General features: G+C 59.0%; 12 protein-coding genes. 3 read left to right on the forward strand and 9 right to left on the reverse strand.

The window, feature by feature from the left end:
* Window positions 1–57: 57 nt before the first annotated feature.
* From H096_RS20370 to ppsA, 8 genes are all read right to left on the reverse strand, one after another.
* The gene (locus H096_RS20370; RefSeq protein ID WP_033901205.1) at window positions 58–1,038 is read right to left on the reverse strand and encodes an OmpA family protein; all 981 of its coding nucleotides are present in this window, start codon (window positions 1,036–1,038) and stop codon (window positions 58–60) included.
* Between the two features lie 107 nt (window positions 1,039–1,145).
* Window positions 1,146–1,736, reverse strand: a complete 591-nt coding sequence (gene sigX / locus H096_RS20375) for an RNA polymerase sigma factor SigX (RefSeq protein WP_010208495.1) — start codon at window positions 1,734–1,736, stop codon at window positions 1,146–1,148.
* A gap of 87 nt (window positions 1,737–1,823) precedes the next feature.
* The gene (locus H096_RS20380; RefSeq protein ID WP_003175519.1) at window positions 1,824–2,648 is read right to left on the reverse strand and encodes a mechanosensitive ion channel domain-containing protein; all 825 of its coding nucleotides are present in this window, start codon (window positions 2,646–2,648) and stop codon (window positions 1,824–1,826) included.
* Between the two features lie 2 nt (window positions 2,649–2,650).
* The gene (locus H096_RS20385) at window positions 2,651–2,896 is read right to left on the reverse strand and encodes a hypothetical protein (protein ID WP_005790375.1); all 246 of its coding nucleotides are present in this window, start codon (window positions 2,894–2,896) and stop codon (window positions 2,651–2,653) included.
* 86 nt (window positions 2,897–2,982) lie between these two features.
* Window positions 2,983–3,978, reverse strand: coding sequence for a zinc transporter ZntB (locus H096_RS20390; RefSeq protein WP_033901206.1), 996 nt, complete (start codon window positions 3,976–3,978; stop codon window positions 2,983–2,985).
* Between the two features lie 13 nt (window positions 3,979–3,991).
* Window positions 3,992–4,483: a ribonuclease E activity regulator RraA gene (rraA, locus tag H096_RS20395; protein WP_028617513.1), complete on the reverse strand. Its 492-nt coding sequence runs from the start codon at window positions 4,481–4,483 to the stop codon at window positions 3,992–3,994.
* Between the two features lie 188 nt (window positions 4,484–4,671).
* Window positions 4,672–5,661 carry an alpha/beta fold hydrolase gene (locus H096_RS20400; RefSeq protein ID WP_033901207.1) on the reverse strand — a complete coding sequence of 330 codons (990 nt, stop codon included), beginning with the start codon at window positions 5,659–5,661 and terminating at the stop codon, window positions 4,672–4,674.
* 106 nt (window positions 5,662–5,767) lie between these two features.
* Window positions 5,768–8,143 (reverse strand): phosphoenolpyruvate synthase, encoded by a 2,376-nt coding sequence (ppsA, locus tag H096_RS20405; protein ID WP_028617515.1) that lies wholly within the window; start codon window positions 8,141–8,143, stop codon window positions 5,768–5,770.
* A 178-nt stretch (window positions 8,144–8,321) separates the two neighbouring features.
* On the opposite strand from ppsA, the gene H096_RS20410 reads away from it, so the two are divergent.
* Window positions 8,322–9,140, forward strand: a complete 819-nt coding sequence (locus H096_RS20410; RefSeq protein WP_003193298.1) for a pyruvate, water dikinase regulatory protein — start codon at window positions 8,322–8,324, stop codon at window positions 9,138–9,140.
* 76 nt (window positions 9,141–9,216) lie between these two features.
* Here the strand turns inward: H096_RS20410 and H096_RS20415 are convergent, their stop codons facing one another.
* Complete coding sequence (locus H096_RS20415; protein ID WP_033901208.1) at window positions 9,217–10,641, reverse strand: PLP-dependent aminotransferase family protein; 1,425 nt, start codon at window positions 10,639–10,641, stop codon at window positions 9,217–9,219.
* A gap of 160 nt (window positions 10,642–10,801) precedes the next feature.
* Between H096_RS20415 and H096_RS20420 the strand changes: the two genes are divergently transcribed.
* A complete protein-coding gene (locus H096_RS20420; protein WP_162240124.1) occupies window positions 10,802–11,695 on the forward strand; it encodes an EamA family transporter in 894 nt (297 codons plus the stop codon).
* A gap of 41 nt (window positions 11,696–11,736) precedes the next feature.
* Entirely contained in the window at window positions 11,737–13,599 is a 1,863-nt protein-coding gene (moeB, locus tag H096_RS20425) for a molybdopterin-synthase adenylyltransferase MoeB (protein WP_033901210.1), read from the forward strand.
* Window positions 13,600–13,611: the final 12 nt, after the last annotated feature.

A 13,611-nucleotide genomic window follows, 5' to 3' on the forward strand; every position in this document is an offset into this window, starting at 1 on the left:
GGGCGTTTTGAGACTGAAACAGGTGTAAACCTATTTCAGGACTAGACAACTCAGTAATTACTGAGCTTGAGCTTCAACCGACGCTTCTACGCGACGGTTAACAGCACGACCAGCTTCAGTTGCGTTGTCAGCAACTGGGCGGGATTCGCCGTAACCTACTGCGGTGATACGGCTAGGAGCAACGCCGTCTTTAACCAGGACTTGCTTAACAGCGTCAGCACGACGCTGGGACAGCTTCTGGTTGTAAGCGTCTGGACCTACGGAGTCAGTGTGACCAGCAACTTCTACAATGGTAGCTGGGTACTGAGCCATGAAGTCGGCCAGGTTTTTCACGTCGCCGTAGCTGTTAGGCTTAACAACCGACTTGTCGAAGTCGAACTTAACGTCCAGCTCAACACGTACAACCTGAGCAACTGGAGCTTCTGGCTCTGGAGTTGGCTCTGGAGCTGGTGCTGGGGTAGGAGCTGGAGCAGCTGCGCCAGCGTTACCGCCGAAGTTCACGCCCAGGCCGACCAGTGCGGAGTAGTCCCACTTGCCGTTGTCCAGACCGTAGTCAGCTTCAACACCGGCACGAGCGTACAGGTTGTTGGTGAAGTAGTACTTCACGCCAGTACCAACGGTAGCGAAGGTAGTCTGGTCGCGACCGCTGTGGCCGTCAGCTTGAACGTTGGTACGGCTCTGGTGGCCGAAACCGCCTTCTACGTATGGACGCAGGCTGTCTACGCCAGCTTGACCGAAGTGATACTGGGCAACCAGGCTGCCGGTATCGCCTTTGATCTTCTGGTTACCAGTACCGTCGTTCGAACGGGTGTGGTTGGTTTTGTCGTAGGACAGGTTCAAGGACAGGTCGTCGGTCAGGAAGTAACCGATGCGAGCGCCAGGATTGAAGCCGTCTTCGATGTGCTTGACGCTATCGTTGTACTGCTTCTTGTAGAACAGCTCGCCTTCAACTGCGCCTTGGCCTTGTGCCAGAACGCCGAAAGAAGTAGCGGCAATAAGAGAACCAATGGCCAAGCCCAAGGTGTTTTTCAGTTTCATCCGTTAAATCCCCATCTGGTGATTGTAAAGCAGTCCCACAAACCGGGGGACAACTCGGCGACAAGTCTAACAGAACTTGCCTACACGTAAGAGATATTTGCCACGCACTAAGTTTCAGTCTCGCCCGCAAATTTCTCACGTAATTTATCAAGAGCACGTTTGTAACGCATTTTTGTAGCACTCAAACCCATGTGCATGATGTCAGCGATTTCCTGAAATTCCAGCTCTGCGACAAATCGTAGCACCAGAATTTCCCGGTCAATCGGGTTCACATACACCAACCAGCGATCAAGTCCGCCCTTCTCCTCGGGTGCCGGCGCCTTCTCTTCAGACGCCTCCTCGAGGGGGTCCAGACTCAACGCGTCCATCAAGCGACGCTTTCGCCGTTCCTTACGATACTGCGTGATGCACTCGTTGTACGTGATGCTGTATAGCCATGTCTTGAACTTCGATTTGCCCTCGAAGTTCTTCAGGCCGTACAGCACCTTGAGCATCACTTCCTGACAGACATCATCCGCATCTCTATCGTTCCCTAAATACCTTGAACAAACGTTGAACAGAGTGCGTTGATATCTGCGCATCAATTCTTCATACGCGCGAGTTACGTGAAACAGCTCCGTGTGCGAGCGCGCGACCAACTCCTCATCAGAGAGCTCACGGGGGTCATAGCGCGTGGACAGCGTTTGGGCTTTATTCAAAACAAGTCGTGCCGACAGTCAGGTCAATGTCCGCTACAGCCCGGTCAGCCGGGTTTGCGGCGGCGTACATTAGCAGGGTTTGCCGGATTAGCGGCTACTGACCTGCTGCTCAAGAAGAATCCGATTGGACAACGACACCAGGTCGCCGTCATCGGTCAGCACCGTCGTCTTGACTGTGCCGATCTCCTCGATTTGCCCTTCGACCTCGCCCACACGCACCTGTTGCCCAACCTGATACAACTCACGCACATAGATTCCCGCAAGAATCTGACCGGCAATTTCCCGGCTTCCCAAGCCCATGGCCAGCGCAACGGCCAGACCAACGGTAATCAAAACGATCACAATCACATGGTTGAGCAGGTCAGTCTTGACCTCCAACTGGCTGATCGCGACCGAAATACTGATGATAATGACCAAGCCCTGGGCGATCCGCCCCAGGCCCGCCGCATAGTCAAGCCCCACGCCTTCGGCGGCGCCGCGCACCAGCCCATTGGCCAGTTGCGCCAGCAAAACGCCTACCAGCAGCACCAGCGCGCCGCCGAAAACCTTCGGCAAATACAGCGCCAGCATGTCGAGCGTAGCTGAAACTCGCTCAAGTCCAAGGGATTGAGCCGCAGAAACCAGAAAAATCAGCAAAACGAACCAATAGACGATCTTGCCGATCAAGGTGGAGATCGGCACTTGCAGCCCGGCGCGACCCAGCAGCTTGGTCAGGCCAGTGCCGGCCATCAGACGATCGAGGCCCAGTTTTGCGAGCAATTTGGACAGCAGGGTATCGAGCAGCTTGGCCACGACAAAGCCCAGCAGTACCAGTACCAAGGCACCAAACAGGTTGGGAATGAAATTCGCCACCTTGGTCCACAATGCGGTCATCGCGGTGACCAGGCTCTGGGTCCAGAGATCAAGTTCCATATTCAATCAGCCTTATCAGCAGTGCGAGCAAGAGGTTTACGACGGGAAACCGGCGATACGTGGGCCGAACCGTTGTTCAGGGCCATCATCAACGCCGGCAGCCAGCGGCCGAGCAGACCGAACAGGTCACCCGCACCCACCTGGCGGTTGGCAGTTTTCAACACGCGGCCCAGGCAGGCATCGTCGTCGCGGTTGGACGGCGAAGCATTGAGCATGTCACGCAAAGACTGTTCGAACGGATCGTGCATAAAGACCTCTCGCAAGTGATTTAAAAGACGAGGGTAAAATTCCTGGGGTCACATAGGACCCTTCCTACGTTCAGGTCATATTCAGCTCAAACCCAGCGCAATCGTCGAAAAAGCCACCATTGTCCAAGCGCCACCGAGACCATCAACAGGCATGCCACCATGAATCCATAGGGGCTGGCGGAGAACGGAATACCGCCCACATTGATGCCCAGCAGACCGGTGAGAAAACTCATCGGCAGGAAGATCCCGGTGATGATCCCGAAGCGGTACATGGTGCGGTTCATGCGCACGCTCAAACGCCGGTCTTCGGCCTCCAGCACAAGCCCCACGCGCTCCCGAGTCAATTCGAGTTCTTCCAGGTAGCGGGTCAGGCTGTTGTTCAATTCGTTCCAGTAGTCGGCATCGTCATCACAGAACCACGGCAATTTGATCCGCGTGAGCTGGGCAAAAATATCCCGTTGCGGAGCGAGGAATCGCTTCAGCCCGGCCGCTCGTCGGCGGATCTGCAAAATGCTGCCGTGTTCCGGGGTATACCGTTCGTCGGTATCGAGTTTTTCTTCCTCGGCATCAACGATTTCAGACAGGTCGGAGACCAGATCCTGCACCTTATTGGTCAGGTACTGCGCCATATAAAGGATGAGTTCCGACGCGGTTTTCGGCCCTTTGCCGTCCGCCAACTGCACCAACAGCTCGTCAGTGGCGCGCAAGGGGCGCAGGCGCAGGGAAATCACACGGCTGGCAGCCGCAAAGATGCGCACCGAGACCATGTCTTCCGGCTCCGCACCGGGGTTTAGGTTGACCCCGCGCAGGAACAGCAGCAATTCCGAGTCCGGCAGCGGCAACAGGCGCGGACGGGTGTTTTCTTCCAACAACAGGTCACAGGCAAACTCGCTCAAGCCGCTGGATTTGCGCAGCCAGGTCTGGGTTTGCGGGTGGCTGCGATCCCAATGCAGCCACAGGCTCTCCTGGGGCTGCAGTTGCAAGTCGTCGAGTTCAGTCCGGGCAATCGAACGCGCACCGCCTTTACCGTCCAGCACCAGGGCATGCACCAGGCCCCATTGCGCGTTTTCTTCCTCGAACATCCTTACTCCTGTCTTATTCGGGCATTTTCAGCGGGCTGGGGGAAACGATCACGCCATTGTTATCGGCGTAGATGTATTCACCCGGACGAAAGGTCACACCCGCGAAAGTAACGACCACGTTCAGGTCGCCAATACCGCGCTTGTCAGTCTTCATCGGATGGCTGGCCAAGGCCTGTACACCCAGATCGGTCTGGGCAATGACGTCGACATCACGGATGCAACCGTAGATCACCAGCCCTTCCCAGCCGTTTTTTGCCGCTTTCTCGGCGATCATGTCGCCCAGCAGCGCGCGACGCAGGGAACCGCCACCGTCGACCACCAGCACCTTGCCGGCGCCCGGCTGATCGGCTTGTTCCTTGACCAGGGAGTTATCTTCGAAGCATTTGACGGTGACGATCTCGCCGCCGAAGGAATCCCGGCCGCCGAAGTTGCTGAACATCGGTTCGAGCACCTGCACCAGGTCCGGGTAGGCGTCGCACAGATCGGGGGTCACGTAATGGTTCATTGAAAAATTCCTTTCCGTCAAAGAGGTGTCTTTCGAAAGAAGCGCCAGCCAGGGCAGGTGCGAAACATCCCATCCGTCTCGCCGCAACGCAATAGCCACTGCGCGACTGAATATGACCAGAAGCGTTTAACGCGTCATATCTTAGCCGCAACCACACATGAGCGAAACGCCCTTGGCAGAGCGTTGCCTCAAACCGTGGCCAACACCTCGGCCTGCGCGCCTGGCAAGGGTGTGAGCGGATCTTTCAGCCACTGCACCACCAACGGCCACACTTCGGCCTGGGCGGCTTTGCTCACCAGCATCTCCACATGCCCGAAATCCCCGGTAAAGCCTTGCTGACGGCCCAGGCACAGGTACTGACGGTGCTCCGAGCCGATTTGCTCGAACAGCTTGCGGCAGGCCCAGTCGGGGTCTTGATGATCCCCGGCCGCACTGACGGCCAACAGCGGCACATCGACTTCAGCCAGGCCTTTCCACCAATCGTTCTTGCCCTCGCCGAAGCGGCCAAACAGGCCATTCCAGCGCATGGCTTCGATCATCACGCCCGCCGGTTCGTCCTCGGGGCCACGCTTCAGGCGCGAGCCGGACACTTCGCCAAAACGCTTCAACAGCAGGCGCCCGGTCCATTCCACGGGTGGCAGTTTCAACGGCCAGTGGGTGCGACTGACCTGGCAGCCAAACAGCGCCACCGACGCCACGGCCGGCGCACCCAGGTGCTGCCCACCCAGGGCCGCCGCCAAGCTGGTGCCGCCCAGGGAATGGCCGATCCAATGCGGAATCTGCCCGCTTTGCTCACGCACGAACGCGCCGATGGCCGGCAAATCATAACGCGCATAGTCCGCGACGCGGTTGCGGGCGTAGTCATGATTGCGCTTGGACAGGCCATGGCCGCGCATTTCCGGGATCCAGACATCAAACCCCTCTCGCGCCAGATAAGCACCCAACCCGATGCCTTTTGGCGAATACCAGAAGCGTCGGTTGGAAAAACTGCCATGCAACAAAATAACCGGGATGCCCCGGTTTTCCGGGACATCGGCCAGGCCCAAACGGGTAACCGCCAGCTCGACAGTGCCGTCGGGGCTGTTACCGGGTTTTAGGCGATACACGTCTTCACTCAGGTCGCCACGACGTTCAGCGCTGATCAGGGCGACGGGAAACAGGTTGCTGCTGCTTTGCATAATGCTCTTGCACAAAAAAGGGCGGCGTCCGCGAGGATTCCCGCCCTGTACAGATAAGAATGCCGGTCACCCACCACGGGTGACCGGCACTTTTGACGTGACGATCTTAGGCGGACGCTTGGCCTTCCGCCAGGAAGAACCAGGTTTCCAGCACGGAATCGGGGTTCAGCGAGACGCTTTCGATGCCCTGTTCCATCAGCCACTTGGCAAGATCTGGGTGGTCGGAAGGGCCTTGGCCGCAGATACCGATGTACTTGCCGGCCTTGTTACAGGCCTGGATGGCGTTGGCCAGCAGCTTCTTGACCGCAGGATTCCGCTCGTCGAACAAGTGCGCGATGATCCCGGAGTCACGGTCCAGGCCCAGGGTCAGCTGGGTCAGGTCGTTGGAGCCGATGGAGAAACCGTCGAAGAACTCCAGGAATTCTTCGGCCAGGATGGCGTTGGACGGCAGTTCGCACATCATGATCACGCGCAGGCCGTTTTCACCACGGGACAGGCCGTTCTCAGCCAGCAAGTCCACCACCTGGCTCGCTTCGCCCAGGGTGCGCACGAACGGCACCATGATCTCGACGTTGGTCAGGCCCATCTCGTTGCGCACGCGCTTGAGGGCGCGGCATTCGAGCTCGAAGCAGTCACGGAACGCTTCGCTGATGTAGCGCGAGGCGCCACGGAAGCCCAGCATCGGGTTTTCTTCTTCCGGCTCGTAGAGCTTGCCGCCGATCAGGTTGGCGTATTCGTTGGACTTGAAGTCCGACAGGCGCACGATGACCTTTTTCGGGTAGAACGCCGCCGCCAGGGTACTGATGCCTTCCACCAGCTTCTCGACGTAGAAGCCCACCGGGTCGTTGTAGCCGGCGATGCGCTTGTCGACGCTTTCCTTGATGTCCAGCGGCAGGCCGTCGTAGTTCAACAGGGCCTTGGGGTGCACGCCGATCATGCGGTTGATGATGAACTCCAGGCGGGCCAGGCCCACACCGGCGTTCGGCAATTGCGCGAAGTCAAAAGCGCGGTCCGGGTTACCGACGTTCATCATGATCTTGAACGGCAGGTCTGGCATGGCGTCGATGGAGTTCTGCTTGATATCGAAGCCCAGCTCGCCTTCAAAGATGAAACCGGTGTCGCCTTCGGCGCAGGAAACAGTCACGCCTTGGCCGTCTTTCAACAGCTGGGTCGCGTTGCCGCAGCCCACGACCGCAGGAATCCCCAGTTCACGGGCGATGATCGCCGCGTGGCAGGTACGCCCGCCACGGTTGGTGACGATGGCGCTGGCGCGCTTCATTACCGGTTCCCAGTCCGGGTCGGTCATGTCGGAGACCAGTACATCGCCTGGCTGGACTTTGTCCATCTCGGACACGTCCTTGATGATCCGCACCTTGCCGGCGCCGATGCGCTGACCGATGGCACGGCCTTCCACCAGCACGGTGCCGGTCTCTTTGAGCAGGTAGCGCTCCATGACATTGGCCGACGTGCGGCTTTTCACGGTTTCCGGACGGGCCTGCACGATGTAGAGCTTGCCGTCGTCACCGTCCTTGGCCCACTCGATGTCCATCGGGCACTTGTAGTGCTTTTCGATGATCATCGCTTGCTTGGCCAGTTCGCTGACTTCAGCGTCGGTCAGGCAGAAACGCGCGCGTTCGGCCTTGTCGACTTCAACGGTTTTCACCGAGCGACCGGCCTTGGCCTCGTCGCCATAGATCATTTTGATAGCCTTGCTGCCCAGGTTGCGGCGCAGAATGGCCGGGCGGCCGGCTTCAAGAGTGTGCTTGTGTACGTAGAATTCGTCAGGGTTGACCGCGCCTTGTACGACGGTTTCGCCCAGGCCGTAGGCGCCGGTGATAAACACCACGTCACGGAAGCCCGATTCGGTATCGAGGGTGAACATCACGCCGGCGGTGCCGGTTTCCGAACGCACCATGCGCTGCACACCGGCAGACAGGGCCACCAGCTTGTGGTCGAAACCTTGGTGCACGCGGTAGGAAATGGCGCGGTCGTTGAACAGCGAGGCGAACACTTCCTTGGCCGCGCGGATCACGTTTTCCACGCCGCGGATGTTCAGGAAGGTTTCTTGCTGGCCGGCGAAAGAGGCGTCCGGCAAGTCTTCGGCGGTGGCTGAAGAGCGCACGGCAACGGCGACGTCCGGGTTACCGGCCGACAGCGCGGCAAAGGCGGTGCGGATTTCTTCGTTGAGCTTCTCGGGGAACTCGGCTTCCATGATCCATTGGCGGATCTGGGCACCGGTCTTGGCCAGGGCATTGACGTCGTCGACGTCCAGGGCGTCCAGCGCGGCGTGGATCTGAGCGTTGAGGCCGCTCAGTTCGAGGAAATCGCGGTAAGCCTGGGCCGTGGTGGCGAAACCACCGGGCACCGAGACACCAGCGCCTGCAAGATTACTGATCATCTCGCCGAGGGATGCGTTCTTGCCCCCCACGTGCTCTACATCATGGACGCCGAGCTTATCGAGGGAAACTACGTACTCTACCAAGGTGATCTCTCCACTAACTGTGTTGGAAAAGCTCAGGACGCCGGCTGCTCAGTAGGAGCAATCGCCAGCGCTTGTGGCCTGGACCTGGAAAATAAGTGAGAATGCGGCCCACTGCGGGACGGCAAAATCGCGCCTATCATATCCAAGATTCGCCATCAGCTTAAGGCCCAGGGCTCAAATGAAACGATCTGCTTTCTTTATCTCCGACGGCACCGGCATCACAGCCGAAACATTGGGTCAAAGCCTGCTCGCGCAGTTCGAAAACATTACCTTTGCCAAATTCACGCGGCCGTACATCGACAGCGTGGATAAAGCGCGGGCCATGGTACAACAAATCAATCTGGCGGCCGAAAAAGACGGTTTTCGTCCGATCATTTTCGACACCATCGTCAATCAAGACATTCGTGAGATTCTCGCAACGTCGAATGGTTTCATGATCGACATTTTCTCGACGTTCCTGGCGCCGCTGGAACAAGAGCTGAGTGAACATTCGTCGTACTCGGTAGGAAAGTCCCATTCCATTGGGCACAACTCCAACTATATGGAGCGTATCGAGGCGGTGAACTTCGCCCTCGACAACGATGACGGCGCCCGCACCCACTACTACGACAAGGCCGACCTGATCCTGGTGGGCGTATCCCGCTGCGGCAAAACGCCCACCTGTCTGTACATGGCCATGCAATTCGGCATCCGCGCGGCCAACTACCCGCTGACCGAGGACGACATGGAGCACCTGACGCTGCCAGCCGCGCTGCGCGCGCATTCGCACAAGCTGTTCGGGCTGACCATCGATCCGGATCGGCTGACGGCGATCCGCAATGAACGCAAGCCCAACAGCCGGTATTCCAGCTATGCACAGTGTGAATTCGAGGTCCGTGAAGTAGAAAATCTGTTCCGTCGCGAGAATATTGCGCACATCAATTCCACGCATTTTTCGGTGGAAGAGATTTCGGCGAAGATTCTGGTGGAGAAAGGCGTGGAGCGGCGCTTCAAGTAATATTTTCTGCCTGGCACTTTTGTGGTGAGCGAGCTTGCCTCGCGCGGGCAAGCCCGCTCACCACAAAGATCAAGGCCTACAGCTGGAAGCGCCCTCCACCCTGCCCCAGCGCCGTCGCCAGCGCATCAAACCCCGCCCGCAACAACTGATCATCCCCCGACGTATTGCAGATGCTCGCCCGAATAAACTGTGGCACCGCCGTTTGCCCAACGGCGAATGCCTCGGCGGTGGCGATCAGGTAATTATTCTGCTTGAGCTCCGCCTCGATTTCCGACGCCCGCCACGGCTCCGGCACTTCGATCCAGAAATGCGGGCTATTGAGATGGGTGCGATATTCCAGACCGGCCAGCAGGTCGCGGACCAAGGCCTTACGCCGGCTGATCTCGTTGATCTGTTGGCGCAACAGGTACTCCGCCGTGCCGTTTTCGATCCACTGGGTAGCAAGCTCCAAGGTGACGGGCGTAGCCATCCAGCAAGTCGAACGCAGCGCCGCCGAAATACGGCTGACCAACGCCGGTGGCGCGTGCACATAGCCCACACGCAGCCCGGCCGACACCGCTTTGCTCAGGCTACTGATCAAAATCGTACGTTCAGGGGCGAAATGGCTGAGGGGCGGCGGCCGGTCTTCGACCAGTACACCGTGGGCTTCGTCCTCAAGAATCAGCAGGTTGTGCTCACGACACACTTTGACCAAGGCCTCGCGGCGCGCCACTGATAGCACCGCCGTGGTCGGATTCTGGATGGTCGGCGTGCAGTACAACGCTGAAACCCGGTGATTTCGACAGACTTCGTCCAGCGCGCTCGGCAGCACACCTTCTTCGTCCATCTCCAGGCCGATCAGCCGGATACCCAGCATCCGCGCAGCGGTAATCAGGCCCGGATACGTCAGTTGCTCGGTGACCACCGTATCGCCGGCCCGTAACAGCGCCATCATCGAACACAGCAAGCCGTGCTGGCCGCCATTGACGCAGATGACCTGTTCTGGGATCGGGTGAAAATCACGCTGCACCAGCCATTGCGCGCCCGCTTCACGGTAACGCGGCAGGCCGGCGTCCGGGGTGTAGGCGCTGATGTCCTGGAGGAATTTGGCGTTGGTCGACAGGGTCTGGAAGCTCTGGGCCAGGAACACGGTTTCCTGACCGGGGATGTGCATATTGCGGCTCATGTCGAAGTACTGGCGCGGTTCTTCGCTGAAGTTGCGAAAACCTTCATCGCGCTGGCGCTCCATCCCACGCTTGCGCACGAAAGTACCGTCACCAACCCGCGCCACCACCAACCCCAGGCGTTCCAGCTCACCGTAGGCCCGGCTGATGGTGCCGATCGTCACACCCAGGTTGTCGGAAAGCACCCGATGGGGCGGCAGTTTTCGTCCTGGTTCAATCAAGCCTTCAAGGATGCCCCGTTCCATGACATCGGACAGGCGCTTGTACTTCACGCCCTGACCGTTGGACAACCCCTCACGCATAATTGACACCATGTCAATATTTGTTTTGACAGCCATCTTTCGCCCTAATAGTGTGCTTTTACGGGTTCAATCGCCGAATTTTACAACTCATTACAAGCTCAATATAGAGTTCAATTCCGGCTCAGGGAAGCAATAAACGATGCCAATGTCCGCCGTTCTCGAAAACACCGCCAAGACCAAAACCCAAAAACAGTGGTTGGCCGGGCTGATCACCAGCGTGATGTTCCTGATCGTGTGCCTGAGTTGGGGCACCACGTGGCTGGGGATCAAGATTGCCGTGGAGAGCGTGCCGCCACTGACGTCCGCGGGCCTGCGTTTCCTGATCGCCTTCCCGCTGTTCCTGTGTTTTGCCATGGTGCGCCGCGAGCCGATCCTGTTTCCCCGTGAGAGCCGCTGGTTCTTCGTGTTCGTGACCCTGTCCTACTTCAGCGTGCCCTACTACCTGCTCAACTACGGCGAGATGCATGTCTCGTCCGGCCTGACCGCATTGCTGTTCAGCTGCATGCCGGTGTTCATCCTGATTTTCTCCGCGCTGTTCCTGCGTGAGCGCATCTACTTTTCCCAGGTGGTTGGCATCGGCATCGGTTTCGGCAGCCTCTACATGATCATCAAGAGCCAGGGCCTGCACCTGGACCACGCTGAGTTCTTCGGCGTGCTGGCGATCCTCACCGCCGCGGTCATGCATGCCTTGTGCTATGTCATCACCAAGCAGAAAGGCAGCGCCATCAGCGTGATCACCTACAACACACTGCCCATCGGGATTGCCGGGCTGATGTTGTTCGTCGCCGGGCTGTGGTTTGAAACGCCGACTTTCGAGGCCATCACCCTGCGCTCCTGGGGCGCGCTGTTCTACCTGGGCCTGGTGGCTTCGGTGGGCGGATTCATCGTGTACTTCATGCTGCTCAAGCGCTTGAGCCCGATCATCCTGTCGTTCGTGTTCATCATCTTCCCGGTGTTCGCGGTGATCATCGGCGCCTGGTACGAAGGCGTGTCGATTTCCCGCGACCTGATGCTGTACTCGGCCATCCTGCTGGCCGGCTTTGCGATCACCAAACTGCCCGTTGAAAAACTCCTGGCCAAGAAAAATTGACCCTTGCCCTGCCCCATCAACTTCAGCCACGCGAGAGAAACATGGACGTCCTCCGCCCCAAGGCCCTGGAACAGATCTACGCCCACGCCAGCCGCAGCTACCCAGAGGAATGTTGTGGTTTTGTCTTCGCCGACGGCAGCGTGTACCTGGGCAGCAATATCCAGAATGAACTGCACCACAAGAACCCCGAGATGTACCCGCGCAGCGCGGCCAACGGCTACACGTTCTCGGTGCCCGACACCCTGCTGCTGAACAAGGCGTTTCGCAGCGACAACCCGGTGGTGGTGATCTACCACTCTCACCCCGACGTGGGTGCCTATTTCAGCGATGAAGACCAGGACAAGGCGCTGTTCATGGGCGAGCCGATCTACCCCGTCAGCTACCTGGTGGTCGACGTTCGCCAGGGCCAGGCCCTGGGCTCCAAGCTGTTTGCCTGGGATGGCAAGCATTTCGCCCTTCAACCCTTCAACGACCTGCACACGGAGTTGTCCATGAACGCTGTCTCTTTCCCCGACATTCTGGTTCGCGTGGCCAAGCTGCCGGAATCGACCCTCGAGGGCACCGGATCGACATTGCGCGAAGTCATTGAAAACCTCTGCAGCAGCCACCCACAGTTGCGTCCGCATCTGTTTCACGAGAAGAACAACCAGCTCAAGGAACACTTCCTGTTTACCGCCGAGGAAGAGCTGGTTGGCGCGGATGACCCACTGCCCGAGAAAGCCAGAATCGAGGTGCTGCTGGCCACGTCCGGTGGCATGGACGTCGACGCGCTGAGCAACGAAGAAGTACAACGCTACGTGCGCCACATCACCCTGCCGGGCGTAGGTCGCGAAGGTCAGTTGAACCTCAAGAAAGCCAAGGTGCTGATCATCGGCACGGGTGGCCTGGGCTCGCCGATCAGCCTGTATCTGGCGGCTGCCGGGGTCGGCACCCTGGGGCTGGTGGACTTCGATGTGGTCGAAAGCAGCAACCTGCAACGCCAGATCGTCCACGGCAACAGTACGTTGGGCATGCCCAAAGTCGAATCTGCCAAGCAGCGCCTGCAAGACCTCAACCTCCATATCCAGATCAACGCCTACGACACAGCGCTGAACGCCGACAACGCCCTGGAACTGGTGGGCGCCTACGACCTGGTGATCGACGGCACCGACAATTTCGACACCCGCTACCTGGTCAACGATGCTTGCGTGCAACTGGGCAAGCCGTTGGTGTACGGCGCGATCTACCGCTTCGACGGGCAGATCAGCGTGCTCAACTACAAAGGCGGGCCGTGCTACCGCTGCCTGTTCCCCAGCGCGCCGCCCGCAGAACTGGCGCCCAATTGCAGCGCCGGTGGCGTGATCGGCGTGCTGCCCGGTGTGGTCGGGATGATCCAGGCCACCGAGGCGATCAAACTATTGATCGGCATTGGTGAACCGTTATCCGGCCGTCTGATGCGCTTCGACGCGTTGGCGATGAAGTTCAGCGAAATCCGCTTCAAGCGCCGCGCCGACTGCCCGTGCTGCTCCGAAGCGCGGCACAGTGAAACCCTGGCCCCCGCAGTTTGCGCGGATGCCGTGCCCAGCCAGCCCTCGCTGGCCGAAGAGCGCTACATCAAGCCGCAAGTACTCAAGCAAGTACTCGAACACCCCAGCAGCGCAGACGTGTTGCTGGATGTGCGCGACGCCAGCGAACTGGAAGTGTGCAAATTGCCGGGCGTGGTGCATATTCCCCTGGCTGAACTGGACGGCCACCTCGACCGTCTCAGCCGGGACAACACCCACTACCTGATCTGCTACGCCGGCACCCGCGCGGAGCAAGCCGCCAGTACCTTGCTGGCCGCCGGTTTCGCCAACACCAAAGTCCTGCAGGGTGGCATGAAGCATTGGGTTCGCGACGTCGAACCCGACATGCCGTTGTATTGAGCGGGGGGCTGA

This window comes from Pseudomonas sp. FH1 (assembly GCF_000510895.2).
Classification (GTDB): Bacteria; Pseudomonadota; Gammaproteobacteria; order Pseudomonadales; family Pseudomonadaceae; genus Aquipseudomonas; species Aquipseudomonas azotoformans_A.

Excerpts from the sequence above, each read along its gene's own strand:
- H096_RS20370 (WP_033901205.1), bottom strand. The coding sequence starts at position 1,038 with ATGAAACTGAAAAACACCTTGGGCTTGGCCATTGGTTCTCTTATTGCC.
- H096_RS20380 (WP_003175519.1), bottom strand. The coding sequence starts at position 2,648 with ATGGAACTTGATCTCTGGACCCAGAGCCTGGTCACCGCGATGACCGCA.
- H096_RS20385 (WP_005790375.1), bottom strand. The coding sequence starts at position 2,896 with ATGCACGATCCGTTCGAACAGTCTTTGCGTGACATGCTCAATGCTTCG.
- H096_RS20390 (WP_033901206.1), bottom strand. The coding sequence starts at position 3,978 with ATGTTCGAGGAAGAAAACGCGCAATGGGGCCTGGTGCATGCCCTGGTG.
- rraA (WP_028617513.1), bottom strand. The coding sequence starts at position 4,483 with ATGAACCATTACGTGACCCCCGATCTGTGCGACGCCTACCCGGACCTG.
- H096_RS20400 (WP_033901207.1), bottom strand. The coding sequence starts at position 5,661 with ATGCAAAGCAGCAGCAACCTGTTTCCCGTCGCCCTGATCAGCGCTGAA.
- H096_RS20410 (WP_003193298.1), top strand. The coding sequence starts at position 8,322 with ATGAAACGATCTGCTTTCTTTATCTCCGACGGCACCGGCATCACAGCC.
- H096_RS20415 (WP_033901208.1), bottom strand. The coding sequence starts at position 10,641 with ATGGCTGTCAAAACAAATATTGACATGGTGTCAATTATGCGTGAGGGG.
- moeB (WP_033901210.1), top strand. The coding sequence starts at position 11,737 with ATGGACGTCCTCCGCCCCAAGGCCCTGGAACAGATCTACGCCCACGCC.